Origin of the sequence: Frankia sp. KB5 (assembly GCF_002099325.1) — a bacterium.
Taxonomy (GTDB): domain Bacteria; phylum Actinomycetota; class Actinomycetes; order Frankiales; family Frankiaceae; genus Frankia; species Frankia casuarinae.
The window spans coordinates 1-15,286 of record NZ_MRUJ01000190.1 but is presented as its reverse complement, the minus strand read 5'-3'; the positions used below and the strand labels follow the sequence as shown (position 1 = coordinate 15,286).

At 72.9% G+C, this 15,286-nt stretch carries 16 protein-coding genes and 1 pseudogene; 8 read left to right on the top strand and 9 right to left on the bottom strand.

What is annotated here, in order from left to right; all coding sequences use genetic code 11:
- The 5 genes from KBI5_RS17735 to KBI5_RS17715 all read left to right on the top strand — a co-directional run.
- On the top strand, positions 1-828 hold an 828-nt coding region (locus tag KBI5_RS17735), incomplete at its 5' end, for a non-ribosomal peptide synthetase (protein WP_157902542.1).
- Positions 825-2,648: an ABC transporter ATP-binding protein gene (locus KBI5_RS17730; protein ID WP_085015887.1), complete on the top strand. Its 1,824-nt coding sequence runs from the start codon at positions 825-827 to the stop codon at positions 2,646-2,648. The genes KBI5_RS17735 and KBI5_RS17730, both read left to right, overlap by 4 nt.
- A complete protein-coding gene (locus KBI5_RS17725) occupies positions 2,645-4,468 on the top strand; it encodes an ABC transporter ATP-binding protein (RefSeq protein ID WP_085015886.1) in 1,824 nt (607 codons plus the stop codon). The genes KBI5_RS17730 and KBI5_RS17725 overlap by 4 nt, the downstream gene beginning before the upstream one ends.
- Positions 4,469-4,529: 61 nt before the next feature.
- Positions 4,530-4,853: a metalloregulator ArsR/SmtB family transcription factor gene (locus tag KBI5_RS27065; protein WP_198537779.1), complete on the top strand. Its 324-nt coding sequence runs from the start codon at positions 4,530-4,532 to the stop codon at positions 4,851-4,853.
- Positions 4,819-5,124 (top strand): hypothetical protein, encoded by a 306-nt coding sequence (locus tag KBI5_RS17715; protein ID WP_085015884.1) that lies wholly within the window; start codon positions 4,819-4,821, stop codon positions 5,122-5,124. Before KBI5_RS27065 ends, KBI5_RS17715 begins: the two co-directional genes overlap by 35 nt.
- A 57-nt stretch (positions 5,125-5,181) precedes the next feature.
- Here the strand turns inward: KBI5_RS17715 and KBI5_RS17710 are convergent, their stop codons facing one another.
- Genes KBI5_RS17710 through KBI5_RS17695 form a run of 4 tightly spaced genes read right to left on the bottom strand, consistent with a single transcriptional unit; the run spans position 5,182 to position 10,269 of the window.
- A complete protein-coding gene (locus tag KBI5_RS17710; protein WP_085015883.1) occupies positions 5,182-6,846 on the bottom strand; it encodes an ATP-binding cassette domain-containing protein in 1,665 nt (554 codons plus the stop codon).
- The gene (locus tag KBI5_RS17705) at positions 6,843-7,703 is read right to left on the bottom strand and encodes an ABC transporter permease (protein ID WP_085015882.1); all 861 of its coding nucleotides are present in this window, start codon (positions 7,701-7,703) and stop codon (positions 6,843-6,845) included. Before KBI5_RS17705 ends, KBI5_RS17710 begins: the two co-directional genes overlap by 4 nt.
- Positions 7,700-8,653, bottom strand: coding sequence for an ABC transporter permease (locus tag KBI5_RS17700; RefSeq protein WP_085015881.1), 954 nt, complete (start codon positions 8,651-8,653; stop codon positions 7,700-7,702). The genes KBI5_RS17705 and KBI5_RS17700 overlap by 4 nt, the downstream gene beginning before the upstream one ends.
- Before the next feature lie 47 nt (positions 8,654-8,700).
- Complete coding sequence (locus KBI5_RS17695; protein WP_241882997.1) at positions 8,701-10,269, bottom strand: ABC transporter substrate-binding protein; 1,569 nt, start codon at positions 10,267-10,269, stop codon at positions 8,701-8,703.
- Between the two features lie 185 nt (positions 10,270-10,454).
- On the opposite strand from KBI5_RS17695, the gene KBI5_RS17690 reads away from it, so the two are divergent.
- Entirely contained in the window at positions 10,455-10,790 is a 336-nt protein-coding gene (locus KBI5_RS17690) for a metalloregulator ArsR/SmtB family transcription factor (RefSeq protein ID WP_116289951.1), read from the top strand.
- Complete coding sequence (locus tag KBI5_RS17685) at positions 10,790-11,521, top strand: cation transporter (RefSeq protein ID WP_085015878.1); 732 nt, start codon at positions 10,790-10,792, stop codon at positions 11,519-11,521. The genes KBI5_RS17690 and KBI5_RS17685 overlap by 1 nt, the downstream gene beginning before the upstream one ends.
- A gap of 19 nt (positions 11,522-11,540) precedes the next feature.
- Here the strand turns inward: KBI5_RS17685 and KBI5_RS17680 are convergent, their stop codons facing one another.
- The 4 genes from KBI5_RS17680 to KBI5_RS17665 are packed head-to-tail and all read right to left on the bottom strand — an operon-like array spanning position 11,541 to position 14,572.
- Positions 11,541-12,488, bottom strand: coding sequence for a metal ABC transporter permease (locus KBI5_RS17680; RefSeq protein WP_085015888.1), 948 nt, complete (start codon positions 12,486-12,488; stop codon positions 11,541-11,543).
- A gap of 14 nt (positions 12,489-12,502) precedes the next feature.
- Entirely contained in the window at positions 12,503-13,303 is an 801-nt protein-coding gene (locus KBI5_RS17675) for an ATP-binding cassette domain-containing protein (RefSeq protein WP_085015877.1), read from the bottom strand.
- The gene (locus KBI5_RS17670) at positions 13,300-14,220 is read right to left on the bottom strand and encodes a zinc ABC transporter substrate-binding protein (protein WP_085015876.1); all 921 of its coding nucleotides are present in this window, start codon (positions 14,218-14,220) and stop codon (positions 13,300-13,302) included. Before KBI5_RS17670 ends, KBI5_RS17675 begins: the two co-directional genes overlap by 4 nt.
- Positions 14,221-14,260: 40 nt before the next feature.
- Positions 14,261-14,572 carry a hypothetical protein gene (locus KBI5_RS17665; RefSeq protein ID WP_085015875.1) on the bottom strand — a complete coding sequence of 104 codons (312 nt, stop codon included), beginning with the start codon at positions 14,570-14,572 and terminating at the stop codon, positions 14,261-14,263.
- 285 nt (positions 14,573-14,857) lie between these two features.
- Between KBI5_RS17665 and KBI5_RS17660 the strand changes: the two genes are divergently transcribed.
- Positions 14,858-15,118: a hypothetical protein gene (locus KBI5_RS17660; protein ID WP_085015874.1), complete on the top strand. Its 261-nt coding sequence runs from the start codon at positions 14,858-14,860 to the stop codon at positions 15,116-15,118.
- A 26-nt stretch (positions 15,119-15,144) separates the two neighbouring features.
- On the opposite strand, the pseudogene KBI5_RS28780 reads toward KBI5_RS17660, so the two are convergent.
- Positions 15,145-15,286 (bottom strand): annotated as a pseudogene (locus KBI5_RS28780) (transcriptional regulator); the annotation flags it as partial.

The window sequence follows — 15,286 nt, the reverse complement described above, 5'->3', positions numbered from 1 at the left end:
GACCGGCCGGACTGGGTGCCCGGGGAGCTGTGGATCGGAGGGCGCGGGGTCGCCTTCGGCTACCGCGGTGATCCGCGGCGCACCGCGGACCGGTTCGTCCGCCGGGCCGGTGACCGCTGGTACCGCACCGGCGACCTCGGCCGGTACTGGCCGGACGGGACGCTGGAGTTCCTCGGCCGCTCTGACCAGCAGGTCAAGGTCGGCGGTCACCGCATCGAGCTCACCGAGGTCGAGGCGGCGATGGAGGGCTTCCCACTGGCGCGTGCCGGCGCGGTCGTCGCGGTCGGTGACCGTCACCGCCGTGCCCTGCACGCCTTCGTCGTCCCGGCCGCCCCTGTGACCGACGACGCGGAGCCGGCCGAGGCCGCGGCGTCGCCAGAGGACTCGGAGCTGGCGGCCGCGCTGCGCGCGCACCTGGCCGACCGGCTGCCGCCCTACGCGGTACCGGCCCGGGTGAGTGTGCTGCCGGAGCTGCCGCTCACCGCGAACGGCAAGATCGACAGGCTGGCGCTCGCCACTCTCGGTGAGGACCTCACCAGCCTCGACGGTGTCGCCCCTGACCCCGGCGCGCAGTCGGCGATCGCCGCGCTGTGGAGCGAGCTGCTCGGGGTGCACATCGCCGACCGGGATGCGAACTTCTTCGGTGCCGGCGGTGACAGCATGCTCGCGCTGCGTATGGTCGGTGCGTTGCGGGCCCGGTACGGCGTGGACGTGCCCGTCCGCGGCTTTCTCGCCGCGCCGACCGTCGCCGGGCTGGCCGCCCTCGTTCTGGAGCACGGCGACGCGGCCGTGTTCGAGCCCGATGCCTTCGAGGAGGGCGTGTTGTGAGTATCCCGAGGCCTGTCCAGCCGCTGGCGAGACTGCTCGCGCCGCTGCGCTCGCTGCTGATCGCCGCCGTGGTGCTGCAGGCGGTGTCGAGTGTGGCCGCGGTGGTGTCGCTGATCGCGCTCGCCGAGGCCGTGCGGGCGCTGCTGGTGGCCAGCCCGGACGAGGACAAGGTGTGGGTCTGGGTCGCGGTGTGCGGCACCACGGCTCCGGTGAGCCTCCTGGCGGCCAGCGCCGCGGTCACCCTGACCCACGTCGGTGACGCCCGGCTCCAGCTGCGGCTGCGCCGGGCGCTGGCCGACCGGCTCGGCCGGGTTCCGCTCGGCTGGTTCGCCCGGCGCGGGTCCGGCGAGGTGAAGAAGGTCGTCCACGACGACGTGCACGCGATGCACTACCTGGTCGCCCACACGCTGCTGGACATCACCGCGGTGATCGTGGTGCCGGTCACGGCGCTGGTCTACCTGATCGTCGTCGACTGGCGGCTCGGGCTGCTCAGCGTCGTCCCGCTGGTGGCCGGCATCTGGCTGTTCGCCCGGGCGATGGCCGAGGCCGGCACGAAGATGGCCGACTACGGCCGCGCCGCTGCCGAGATCAACAACGCGGTGGTGGAGTTCGTCGACGGGATCGCCGTGGTCAAGACGTTCGGCCGCGCGCGGTCGGCGTACGAGCGGTTCGGCCGCGCCGCGGATGCCTTCCACGACTTCTTCTCCCGCTGGGTGGCGGCGACGACCGCCGTGACGACGGCCTCGCAGATCGTCGTCGCCCCGCCGGCGGTGCTGCTGCTGGTCCTCGGCCCCGGCATCGCCCTGGTCGTGCACGGAGGTATGCCGGCGCCCGAGATCATTCCGTTCGCGCTGCTCGCCCCGGGTGTGGCCGGCGCGGTGTCGAACATCGGCACCCGCCTGCAGGCGCTGCGCACCGGCGGAGTCGCGGCGGCGAGCGTCGCGGGCCTGCTCGACACCCCGCCGCTGCCGGTACTCGACACCCCGCGGACGACGGATGGCGCCACGGCGGACAGGGCCACCGTGGAGCTGCGCGGGGCCTCGTTCGCGTACGACGGTGGCCCGCCCGTGCTGGACGGCATCGACCTCGTGCTGGCACCGGGCACAGTCACCGCCCTCGTCGGCCCCTCGGGGGCGGGCAAGTCGACGCTGGCCCGGCTGGTGCCACGGTTCTTCGACGTGACCTCCGGGTCGGTCACCGTCGGTGGGGTCGATGTGCGGGAGCTGGACCCCGGCACGCTCTACGGCCTGGTCGGCTTCGTCTTCCAGGACGTCGGGCTGCTGCGCGCCTCGGTCGCCGACAACATCGCGCTCGCCCGGCCGGACGCGCCCCGGGAGGCGATCGTCGAGGCGGCCCGCGCGGCGCAGATCCACGACCGGGTGGTGCGGGAGCCGGCCGGGTACGACGCGGTGGTCGGCCACGACGTCACCTTCTCGCTCGGTGAGCAGCAGCGGATCGCCATCGCCCGGGCGCTGCTCGCCGACGCCCCGGTGCTCGTTCTCGACGAGGCGACCGCGTATGCCGACCCGCACGCGGAGGACGCGGTGCAACGCGCGCTGTCCGCGGCGGCCGCAGGGCGGACCCTGCTGGTGATCGCCCACCGGCTGGCCAGCGTCCGCGACGCCGACCAGATCGTCGTGCTCGAACAGGGCCGGATCGTCCAGCGGGGCCGGCACACCGATCTGCTGCGTTCGGAGGGCCGGTACCGGCGGATGTGGGCCGCCCAGCAGTCCACCGACCAGCCAGAGCAGCCAGACCCGCCGGAGTCGGAGTCGCCGGAGCTGCCGGCCCAGGGACGCCACGAGGGAGCACTTGCATGATCAGGCAGCTGCTGCGCGTGCTGGGGCCGGAGCACGCCGCCCTGGTGCGCCGACTGATCGCCGGCCTCGTGCTCGCCGCGGTCGCCCAGGGTGTCGGATACGCCCTGGGCGTGCCGATGATCGAGGCGCTGCTCGGCGACGACCCGGCGGACGCCTGGCCGTGGTTCGGCGGCGTCGCCGCGGCCACGATCGCCTACGCCGGCCTCACCTGGTGGGCGCAGAACGCGGCGTTCCGGGTCGGCGCGGACGTGGCGAACGTGCTGCACCACCGCCTCGGAGAGAAGATCGTCGAGCTGCCGCTGGGCTGGTTCGACCCCGGGCGGGTCGGCCAGCTCGCCCGGCTGACCAGCCAGAGCGTGATGGGCGCGATGAACATCCCCGCCCACCTGCTGCGCCCGGTGGTCACCGCGACCGTGGTCCCGGTGACCGTGATCATCGCGCTGTTCATCTTCGACGTCCGGCTCGCCCTCGCCGTCCTCGCCGCCGCCGTGCTGATCGTCGCCGCCCTGACCGCGAGCAACCGGGTTGTCGCGAAGGTGGACGCCGACCGGGACGCGGTCGTTGACGAGGCGTCGTCCCGCATCGTCGAGTTCGGGCAGACGCAGCCGGTGCTGCGTGCTTTCGGGCGTACCGTGCACGGGCACCGGACGCTCGACGAGGCGCTCGCCGCCCAGCACGACGCCGACCGGCGGCTCGCGGTTCGCTCCGTACCCGGCCTGGTGACCTTCAGCTTCGTCGTCCGGCTGGCGCTCGCCGTCGTGCTGGTGCTCGGTGCGCACCGGGCGCTGGGCGGCACGCTTGACCCGGCACTTCTGGCCGGTGTGCTGGTGCTGATGGTGCGGTTCATCGAGCCGGTGTCGGCCGCCGCCGATCTCGGTGCCGGCATGCGGCTGGCCCGGGGCAACCTGGACGCCGTCGCCCGGGTACTCGGCGTCGAGGCGCTGCCGGAGCCGGCCACGCCGGTCCGGCCGACTGGTACGGAGGTCGAGTTCCGTCATGTGACGTTCGGCTACGGCGGGCGGCGGGTGCTCGACGACGTCAGCTTCGTGCTCCCCGAGCGGACCACGACGGCGCTGGTCGGGCCGTCCGGGGCGGGCAAGACGACGATCGCGCGGCTGGTCGCCCGCTTCTGGGACACCGACGAGGGCGGCCAGGTGCTGATCGGCGGCGTGCCGGTGGGGGAGGTGGGCACCGAGACGCTCACCTCGCTCGTGTCCGTCGTCTTCCAGGACGTCTACCTCTTCGACGGCACACTCGCCGACAACATCCTGCTGGGGCGGCCCGACGCGAGCGACTCCGACGTCGAGCGGGTCGCCGGGCTCGCGGGTCTGCTGCCGGGCGCAGGCACCCCTGGCAGCGCGGGTGGGCTCGACGGGCTGCCGGACGGGCTCGCCACCCGGGTCGGCGAGGGCGGGAAGCTGCTGTCGGGCGGGCAGCGCCAGCGGGTGTCCATCGCCCGTGCCCTGCTCAAGGACGCGCCAATCGTGCTCCTTGACGAGGCGACGGCCTCGCTCGACCCGGAGACCGACGCGATCGTCCAGCGGGCCTTCGCCGCTCTGGCCCGCCGGGCGACGGTGCTGGTCATCGCGCACCGGCTGGAGACCGTGCGGGACGCCGACCAGATCCTCGTCGTCGAGTCCGGAAAGGTCACCGAGCGGGGCCAGCACGATGCACTACTCGCCGCCGGCGGCACCTACGCCGGCTTCTGGCGATCGCGCCAGGCGGCCCGTGGCTGGCACCTGCGCTCCCACGCGGAGACGGACCCGGCTGCGGACCTGTCTGGGGACGGGGTGGCGGACGCGGCGGTGGGCGTGGGGTGAGAGCCGCGTCGCATCCGACGCGGCTTGCGAGGACACATGCGAAAGTGTTTATGTGTTGGGAGTGGACAGCGTTACCGGCCTTGAGCCCGCCGCGGCGCTGCTGCGCGCACTGGCCTCGCCGGTGCGTCTGGCAGTGGTCCGGGAGCTCGCCGACGGCCCGCGCCACGTCCATGAGCTGGTCGCATCGCTGGGGGTCAGCCAGCCTCTGGTCTCGCAGCATCTGCGGGTGCTGCGCAGCGCGGGCCTGGTCGTCACCCGGCGGCACGGCCGCGAGATCGCCTACCTCCTCACCGACCGGCACGTGGCGCACATCGTGCTGGATGCGATCGCACACTCCCTGGAGGATCCACATGAGCACTCCGACGCTGCACAGCCCGCACCATGACGCCACCGAGCACACTCACCGGCTCGGGTGCGGGCATGTCGCCCTCCCGCACGGTGACCACACCGACTACCTGCACGACGGGCATCTGCACCGTGCGCACGAGGACCACTACGACGAGTGCGAGCCGGCCGGGCACGTCGAGTGCGCGAGCCACACCCACAGCCACGGCGAGGGCTGCGGGCACGTGGCCGTCCCGCACGGTGACCACGTCGACTACCTGCACGACGGCCACCGGCACGCCGCGCACGACGGCCACTGGGACGACCACTGACCGTCCGGGTCCACCGGCCGTCCGATCCGGGTGCTCTGACTGTCTGACCGCGCGGGGTCAGGCTTCGAACAGGGCCTGGGTGACGGGGTGTGACCCGCTGGTCCGCAGGGTCTCCGGCGGCCCCTGATCCACGATCGCGCCGTCCGCGAGGACGAGCATCCACTCGGCGTGCCGGGCGGCCGACAGGTTGTGCGTGATCAGCAGGATGCCGAGGCCGAGCCGTGCCCGCAGACCGGCGAGCAGTTCCAGGAGCTGCTCGCCGGTCTGGCTGTCGAGCGCCGAGGTGACCTCGTCGCACAGCAGCAGTCGCGGCTGGCAGGCCAGTGCCCGGGCGAGGCTCACCCGCTGGCGTTCGCCGCCGGACAGCGCGCCGGGCTGGCGGTCCGCGTGGCCTGCCGCAAGCCCGACCTCTTCCAGCAGCTTCGTGACCAGGGTGTCGTGATCAGCCTGGTCACCCGGCCCGTCCTGGGATGCCAGGTGGTGTGGGCCGAGGACGGAGGCGGCTCGCAACAGGGCCCGGCGCACGGACTCCCTGGGATTGAGCGCGTCGACGCTGTCCTGGGGGACGAGCGCGACCGCGCGTCGCTGCTCCCGGGTCCGGCGGCCGGTGACCGCGATCTCCGTGCCGGTGAGCCGTATCGTCGCCTCCGCCCGGCCGCGGTGGATGCCGGCGATGCAGCGGGCCAGCGTCGACTTGCCGGATCCCGAGGGGCCCACGACGGCCACGCAGCCGCCCGCGGGCACCGTGAGGTCGATGTCGTCGAGGACCGGCCGGCGCCCGTGCCAGGCCCGCAGCCCGGCTACCACGAGCACGTCGGGCACGTCGATACCGGGCACGTCGATACCGGGCAGGGCAGGCGCGGGCACATCGGGTGCGGGTGCCGTCGGCACGGAACGCGTGGTGGGCGCGGGCGCGGGCGCGACGGACGTGCCGACGTCTGGCGGAAGGCGAGCGGCCGAGCGCCCGGAGCCCAGGGTGCCGGAGTCACGGGTGACGGACCCCAGGTCGACCGTGCGGGTGGCGACCGCGTCGACCAGTGTCCGGTCATGGCTGATGAGCACCACCGCGTGCCGGGCGGCCAGCTCGCGGATCAGGTCACGCATGGCGCGGGTGAGCACGGCGTCCAGGCCCGCCGTCGGCTCGTCGAGAACGATGACGTTCGGCTGCCCGGCGAGGACCAGGGCGAACGCGGCCCGCTGCGCCTGCCCGCCGGAGATCTGATGGGCGTAGCGTCGTTGGAAGACCGGCTCGGCGGGCAGCCCGACGGCGGACAGCAGCCGGGCGACGTCGGCCTCGTCCCGGGCCGCCTCCCGCAGCTGCGCCCGTAGCCGGCGGGTCGGATGCAGATCGCTGGCGGGATCCTGCCCCAGGTAGGCGATGGTCCGCCCGCGCAGCCTGGTCGCGACCGCCGGGACCAGGACATCCTCACCGGCGACCCGCAGCGTGCCCGACCGTACGGTGAGGCCGGGAGCCACGTAGCCGAGCAGGGCCAGCGCCGTCGTGGTCTTGCCCGCACCGGAGCGCCCGACCAGCGCCACGGCCTCGCCGCGTCGAACCTCGAACCCGACATCCTCGACCACCGGCGGGCCGGTGGAAGTGCCTCTGCCGGACGGACCGCCGGACGGGCCGATCGTGAGCCCTTCGACGCGGACGAGCTCCTCGATGTCGCGTGGCGGAGCGGGATCGTTCAGGCCAGGCCCCGGGCTCTCGGTGGTCGTCATCGGCGTTCCGCGAGGACGGTGGCGAGCCGGTCGGTGAGGATGTTCACAGACACCGACAGGACGACGAGCGCCAGAACCGGCGCGAGGAACGGCCAGGCCGTGAGCGCCACGCCGGGTGCGTTCTCATCCACCATCCGGCCCCAGTTCGGCGCCGGCGCGGAGCGCCCGAGCCCGAGGAAGCCCGCCGCCGCGGTGAGATGGACGGCCGCGGAGAAGCGCAGCCCGGCGTCGGCGAGGATGGGGCGCACGATGTTCGGCAGCACGTCACGGCGGATCACCGCGGCGCGCCGGTCGCCGCGGGCGAGCGCCACCTCGACATAGCCGCTGGCGGCGATCTGCTGCGCCGCGGCGCGCACCACCCGCACCGAGAACGGAACGCCGACGACGGCGACCGCGACCAGCACCGCGAGGTCACTGCCGGGGAAGCCGGTCGCGAGGACCAGCATCAGCAGGACGGCGGGGAGGACGCCGAACCCGTCGACGGCCCGGACCGTCAGCTCGCCGGCCCGTCCCCGGGCCAGCGCCGCCGCCACCCCGACGGCTACGCCGACCACACTGGCGAGCAGGGTGCCGCAGAGGGCGAGCGAGACGACCGGCAGCCCGCCGTGCGCCAGCCGGGTGAGCACGTCGCGGCCAACCACGTCGGTGCCCAGCGGGTGCGCCGCCGACGGCGCCTCGAACGGCAGGCCGACCTGGGCGCTCACCGAGCCGCCGGCCAGCACCGGCCCGAGCAGGCTCACGGCTGCAAGCAGGACGACCGCACCACCGGCGAGGCCGCCACGCACTGGCTTGCCACGCACTGGCCTGCCGCGGGCCGGCTCGCTGCGGGCCGGCCTGTCGCCGGACGGCCGGCTCACCGCCCGCCCCGGGTACGCGGGTCGACGACGGCCGCGACGACGTCGCCGCACAGCAGCCCGAGCAGCGCCAGCGCGCACAGTGCCAGGGACAGCCCCTGCACCATCGGGACGTCCCGGTTGGCCACCGCCTGCGCCAGCTCGAAACCGACGCCGGGATAGTTGAACACGCTCTCGACGACGACCGCCCCGCCGAGCAGACCACCGAAGAGCACCGCGACAACCTGGACGGTCGGGGCGAATGAGGCCGGAAGCAGATGCCGCAGCGCCAGCCGCGGGCCGTGCACGCCGCGCAGCCGGGCGGCACGCACGTACGGCGCCGCCGCCACGTCGGCCGCGGACGAACGCAGCAGCCTCGTCGCGATCGCCGTCGCGACGATCGCGAGGGTCAGCGCTGGCAGCACCATCACATCCGGTGAATCCCACGGCCGTTCGCTGAGGTCGACCAGCGACACCCTCGGCAGGATCCCGAGCAGCGAGCCGAACGCCCACGCCAGCAGCGCGGCGGTGACGAACTCCGGCAGGCCCGCCGCGGCCAGCGTGACCAGTGACACCGCCCGGTCGGCGCGCCCCCCGAGGCGCGCCGCGGTCACCAGGCCCAGCAGGACCGCACAGGGAAGCGCGAGGGCGAGCGCGAGCGCGGTGAGCGCGAGGCTGTTCGGCACGGTGTCGGTGAGCACCTCGTTGACGTCCCGCCCGCCGACCTGGCCCTGCCCGAGGTCACCGCGCAGCGCGTCGCCGGCCCAGTGCAGGTAGCGGGTGACCGGCGACTCGTCGAGGTCCAGCCGCCGGGTCAGCTCCGCCCGGTCGGCGGTGGTGGCGTCCGCGCCGGCCAGCACGCCGGCGGCGTCCCCGGGAAGCACGTCCGTCGCCAGGAAGATAACGGCGGAGAGCACCGCGAGGACGGCGCAGGCGGCCGCCAGCCGCCGCAGCAGCAGCAACCCGAGCGTCATGGAAATCTCGCCCTGCCCTGTCCGCCCTGCCCTCGGTCGCCGGTGACTCAGGCCAGGTATGCCTGGCTGAAGTTGGTGAACAGGTCCTCGGCGACGCCGTGGACGTTCGCCGCCTGCCCGTTGATCGACGGGACGAAGACCGGGACGACGGAGTTGCCCTCGTCCCAGAGGATGCGCTGGGCCTTCACGGCGGCGTCGCGCCGGGCGGACTCGTCGGTGGCGCTGCGCGCGGTGCTCACCAGGGCGTCGACGTCCGGCCGATTGAAGCCGAAGGCGGCCGGCGACCCGCCGGCCCGCGTGTTGACGTAGTTCGACAGGGGCGGCACCGGCGGGTTGTAACCCGAGGCGAACGGCAGGCGCACGTAGGCGGCGAAGTCCGAGTACAGCTGCCCGGGTGCCTTTTCGTCGAGGGTGACGTCGACCCCGACCTCGCGCAGCTGCTCGGCGTAGAGCGTCGCCGTCTCGGTCATGCCGGACAGTTCAGGGGCGGTGGTGAGGGTGATGGCCAGCTTCTCCGCGCCCGCCTCCCGCAGCAGCGACCGGGCCCGATCCGGGTCGTGGGGCCGCTGCTCGATGTCGTCGGCGTAGTCGGTGAACCCGAGGCCGGCGAGGTCGTTGCCGACGAACGCGCGGCCGAAGTAGACCGTCCTGACGATGCTCTCTCGGTCGACGGCATACTTGAACGCCTGCCTGACCCGGACGTCGGCGAACGGTGYGAACGCCAGGTTCAGCGCGAACGACTGCATGGTCGCGTAGGGAAGCTTCGCGGTGACGACCTGGAACCCTGCGTTGTTCTCCAGGGTGCGGGCGGCCACCGGGCCGAGGCCAGCGGCGAACTCGACCTGCTTGCCGGTCAGCGCGTTGACCCGGGCGGTGGCGTCGGCGACGGTGCGCAGCTCCAGCCCGTCCAGGTACGGCCCGCCGCCGAGGGTCAGGCCGACCCAGTCGTCGTTGCGCTCGAACGAGCTGCCCCGGCCCGGCTCGAAGCCGGTCAGCCGGAACGGCCCGCTGGTCGGCATCTTCGCGGTGAACGCGGTGGTGCCGTCCTTGAAGACCAGGGTGCTCTGGCACAGGATGAGGCGGCCGTCCGCGATTGGTGACCTCGTCGGGAGAACCAGCGTCTGGTCGTTCTCGACCCGCGCTCCGGCCAGGTCGAAGTTCGCCGCCGGCGGCTTGAGGTACGGCAGGGAGCCGAGCTTCGCCGGCGCGTTGAGCGAGTACAGGACGTCCCGTGCCGTCACCGGCGAGCCGTCGGTGAACGTGGCCCCGGGGCGGACCCGCAGCGTGTAGCTGGTCAGGTCCGCCGCCGCGTCGATGCCTTCGAGCAGCTCGTACCGAACCCCTTCGGGCTCGTCCGGGTCGAGGATGCCGAGCGCGCCGTGCATGGAACGGGCGCGGATGTAGTCCAGCGGGGTCGGCCCCATCAGGAAGTTCAGCGTCTCGGCGGCCCCACCTCCGACGAACGCGGCGCGCATTGTCCCGCCCTGCCGGGGGGTGGGCGCCGCGGAGCCCGGCGCCTGGGCCGCCGGGCTGTCGTCGTCGGAGCAGGCGGCGAGCCCAGCCGCGCCGAGCAGGGCGAAAGCACCTGAACGCAGCAGTAGTCGCCGGTCGAGCATGGTCGTCACCGAGATCCTCCATCCTCCAGGGCACCGCGGCGCGCGGTGGCGGCGCAGGCATGTCGGACAGAGGCTAGCGAAAACGGATGTCATTGCCAATAACCCTGGTCGGGGTGGATGTGGCCATGGTGAGACATCCTGAATTCATTGTTTTCTGAATTCAGGAGTCCATGTATTCTGCTGGCGTGACAGCTCTCGCCACCGATCTGGACGGCCTCACCAGGTTCGGGCGCGCTCTCGTCGACCCGATCCGTGCCCGGCTGCTGCTCGCCCTGCGCGAGGCGCCCGCCCACCCTGCCGACCTCGCCGACCTGCTTGGGATCTCCCGCACCCGGCTGTCGAACCATCTCGCCTGCCTGCGCGACTGCGGGCTGGTCGTCGCCGTCCCGGTCGGGCGGCGGGTCCGCTACGAGCTCGCCGACCCCCGCATCGGGGTGGCCCTCGACCAGCTGCGTGCCGCTGTCGTCGCGGTCGCCACCGAGTCGACCTGCCCGGACGCGGCGACGAAGGGCTGCTGCTGATGGCCACGGTCATCCCGCTGGGGCCGTCGGTGGCCCGCCGGGAGGCACTCGGCCGGTGCGTCCGGCTGCTCGTGCTGGTGACCATCACCTACAACGCGGTCGAAGCGGTGGTCGCGCTCGCCGCGGGCATCCTCGCCTCCTCCGCCGCGCTCGTCGGGTTCGGCCTCGACTCGATCATCGAGATGTCCTCGGCGGCCGCTGTGGCCTGGCAGTTCTCCGCCCGTGACGACGCGACCCGGCAGCGCCGCGAGCGGGCCGCGCTGCGGGTCGTCGCCGGCTCGTTCGTCGCCCTCGCCGTGTTCGTCGCGGTGGAGGCCGCCCGGGCGCTGACCGGCGCGCGCGAGCCGGAGCCGTCCGCCGTCGGCATCCTGCTCGCCGCGACCTCGCTGGTCGTGATGCCCTTCCTGTCGGCCGCCCAGCGGCGGGCCGGGCGGGAGCTGGGGTCGGCGTCCGCGGTCGCGGACTCGAAGCAGACCCTGCTCTGCACCTACCTGTCCGCGGTCCTGCTGGCCGGGCTCGTGCTGCACGCGACCTTCGGCTGGACCGCCGCGGACTCGATCGCCGCGCTGGTGATCGCCAGCCTCGCACTGCGGGAGGCGCGAGACGCCTGGCGCGGCGAGGGATGCTGCTCCGCCTCCCACCCGCCGGCCGCCGCCGGCCGCGGTGACGCACCGGGTGCACCAGGGGCGTCGGGTGCGTCCGACGAGTGCGGCTGCGCCTGCTGCCCGTGATCCGTCGAGACGGGCGTGGTCACGGTGAGGGAGGAAGCGCGGACACCGACGACAGCGGGCGGTCCTCGGGCACGGCGCCGAGCCTTGTCGGGTGCCGCCGATCCTCCGGCTGCGCCAGCCGCTGCCGGTCTGTCGGGTGGCCCCGGCGGGAACGGCGGGCGCGCACGGCGGCGAAGGCCCGGCAGCCGAGGTAACAGGCGAAGGACAGGGTGGTGATGTAGGGGCTGATCGGAAGCGTGCCGCCGAGCGCGAGCAGGATGCCACCGACTGTGGACGCGGTCGCGAACACCACCGACAGCACGGTGGCCAGACCGCGGCGGGCGGTCACCATCGTGGCCGCCACGCCGGGCGTGCAGACGACCGCCAGCACGAGCAGGGCACCCACCACCTGGATCGCCGCGGCGATGGTCGCGCCGAGCAGCAGCATGAAGACCATCCCCAGCAGGCGCACCGGAACGCCGCGGGCGGTGGCGACCTCCGGGTCGAGGCTGGCGAAGGTCAGCGGCCGCCACAGCACCAGCAGGGCCACGAGGACGAGCCCCGCGATCAGGGAGAGCTGGGCGAGCCGGGAGGTGTCCACGGCCACGATCTGGCCGGTGAGCAGGCCGAACTTGTTCGCGGCCCGGCCTTTGTACAGGGCGAGGAACAGAACGCCGAGCCCGAGGCCGAAGGGCATGAGCACGCCGATGAAGGAGTTGCGGTCCCGGGCCCGTTCCCCCATCAGCCCGATCAACAGCGCGGCGATGATCGCCCCGATCAGGGAGCCGGTCACGACGTTCGCGCCCAGCAGCAGGAACCCCGCCGCGCCGGCGAACGACAGCTCGCTCACGCCGTGCACCGCGAAGGCCGCATCCCGGTAGGTCACGAAGACGCTGATGACGCCGCACACGACGCCGAGGACCGCCCCGGCGATGATCGAGTTGTGGAGCAGGCCGAGCAGCTCACCGTAGTCGTCGAAGACGAACATCCGGTCCCACAGGCTCACCGGACCGCCTGCAGGTCACGAGGCCCGTCCGGAACACCGGTGATGAAGATCCGGCCCGCCGACCAGTCCACCGTCACGTCGGTCTCGTGCAGGGTGGACAGGCTCCCCGAGGCGAGGACGTCGGCGGCCGGCCCCAGCCGATAGCCGCCGGCGGCGAGGTACAGGACCCGGTCGACATACGGGAGAATCGGATTGATGTCGTGCGTGACGAAGACGACGGCCGTGCCGTGGGTGTGCCGCCGTCGGTCGATCAGGGCCGACAGCGCCTCCCGGCGCGGCGCGTCCAGCGAGGCCAGCGGCTCGTCGCACAGCAGCAGCGCCGGATCCGTGGCCAACGCCTGGGCGACCCGGACGCGTTGCAGCTCGCCGCCGGAGAGCGCGGCCACCGGCCGGTCCGCCAGGGCGTCGGCGTCGACCGCCGCGAGCGCCTGACCGACCTGATGCCTGGCGGCCCGGGAGGGCCGGCCCGGCCCCCATCGCCCTCCGTCCAGGCCGAAGCGCACCAGCTCACGCACCCGCACCGGGGCCAGCGGCGCGGTGGCCCGGTGCTGGGGCACGTAACCGATCTGGCTGCTTCCGCGGTGCGGGGGCCGGCCGCCCACCGTGATGAGGCCGGTGCGCAGCGGATGCAGGCCCAGCGCGACGCGCAGCAGGGTGGTCTTGCCGACCCCGTTCGGCCCCAGCACCGCCAGGAACTCGCCCGCGGCCACGTCGAGGTCGAGCCCGGACCACAGAGTGCGGGCGTCGTAGCCGACCGAGCCGTCCTGGATCCGCAGCGTCGGGTCGGGTGAACTCATGCCTTCAGTGCTCCGGCCACCGCGCTCAGGTTCTCGGTCATCCAGCTCACGTAGTCCTCACCGGCGGGCAGGGTCTCGGTCACCGGCACCACCGGCACGTTCGCGGCCTTCGCGGCGTCGAGCACCTTCTCGGTCTCGACCCCGGTCGTCTGCTCGTTGTAGGCGAGCAGCTTGACCTTCCCGTCGCGGAACAGCGCGAGGGTGTCCGCGAGGGCGGCCGGCGGGACGCCCTCACCCTCCTCGATCGCCTCGCTGAACTCCTCGGGCGTCTCGTTCGTCAGGCCGCAGGCCTCCAGCAGGTACCCCGGAACCGGCTCGGTGATCGCGACACCCGCGCCGTCGGCCGTCTTCCGGATCGAGGCCTCGGTGCCCTCGAGCGTCGTCAGTTTCTCGGTGAAGGCCTTCTCGTTGGCCTCGAACTCCGACGTGTGCGCGKGGTCGGCGCTCGCGAGGGCGTCGGAGACCCGCGCCGCCACGGCGGCCACGGTGGGGAAGTCGTACCAGACGTGCTCGTTGAGTTCCTCGCCCACCTCCGGCTTCTTGCCGGAGATGTCGACGGCGTTGAGGACCGTGGCCTTGGTGTCCGCGGCGCTCAGCATCGTGTCGACGAAGTCGTCGTAGCCACCACCGTTCGTCACCACGATCTTCGCATCGGACAGTTCCCGCTGGACACGGACGTCGGCCTCGAAGGAATGGGGATCAGCGCTGGGATCGTCAATGATCGACGTGATCGTCGCGTGGTCCCCCGCGATCTGCCGGACGATGTCACCCCAGACGTTCGTCGACGCCACCACGGCCACCGGTCTCGCGCCGGCCGAAGCCTGCCCATCGTCCCCGCTGTCTGAGGAGCCGCAKGCTGTGACCCCCGACGCGACCCCCATCAGGGCGATGATGGTGGCGACTGTCCGCGTTCGCATCGACACTCTCCCGGCTAAATGAAATCAGAACCATTTTCGTCTAGCAGGACCATACTTCGGCGGAGGTCGGACTGAACAGGGTGCCGGCGTCGCATGCTGTGATGGACAACCCAGGCCGTGGCCGTGGATGCGTGGGCAGGCGGGCTGGGGAGGGCGGATCGGGGCACCTCTGCTGGACGGAGCCGGRCCGCAGGGGGCCGCCGCGGCCGGGCCCGGACCGGCTGTGCGCGGTGGCGGCGAGCACGACGGCGAGCAGCGCGAGGACGGCACCGCGCACGGCCGCCGTGGGTGCGTCGAAGACCGCTCGGATGCCCAGGCGGGCCCTTGTGCTCGCCCGCAGGCGGGAGATCAAGAAATTGTCGAATCCTGAAGTTGCTCCGAGTAGAGATATCCAGGTCAGGGCATTGATCGTTTGATTCGATTCCCCGAACGTTGCCTGCGGATTGGTTGCGGAGGGTAGTCGCGGGATTGACTGGCGCCGGCATTGTAGATCTTCGTTTCGTGTCGGGGCCGGGCTGCTGCGCAATGTGCCTTAAAGATCATGTGTGCACCCTCGGTGAACCGTTGGGTGACGTAGCCATCGTGTGTATCGGCCAGGCGGCGTTGCTGGCGCTCGGGTAGATCCCGGCAGCCGTGCATGAACACGTCGGTCGATAGCGTTGATGACGCTGACGATCGCCTCGCTCTGGCGGGTGTCGTGCGGGATGGTCTGCTGTGCCGACTCCCGACGGTGGCCCAGGCGCCGCGGTCGCGGACGATTGCCGCGGACCTCTCGGCTCCGGTCCTCGCGAGCCTGCTGGATCTCCACATCGCCATCGCCGCCGCCTGGACCCGGCGCGCCGCCCATGACTGGGCGCTCTGTCCCGCCGCCCGGGATCTCCCAAGGCGTAGTGGCTGATCGAGTGGGCCGTTCGGGCCCGGTTTCTACGGGGTGACGGTGGCGGCGGGTTCGTCGGGGAGGTCGCGGTCGAGGCGGTCGGCGTGGAACAGGGCCTGCCCGAGTAGGCGGCGGACGTGTTCGTCGGCAGCGGAGTAGTAGATGAAGGTGCCCTCGCGGCGGCCTTTG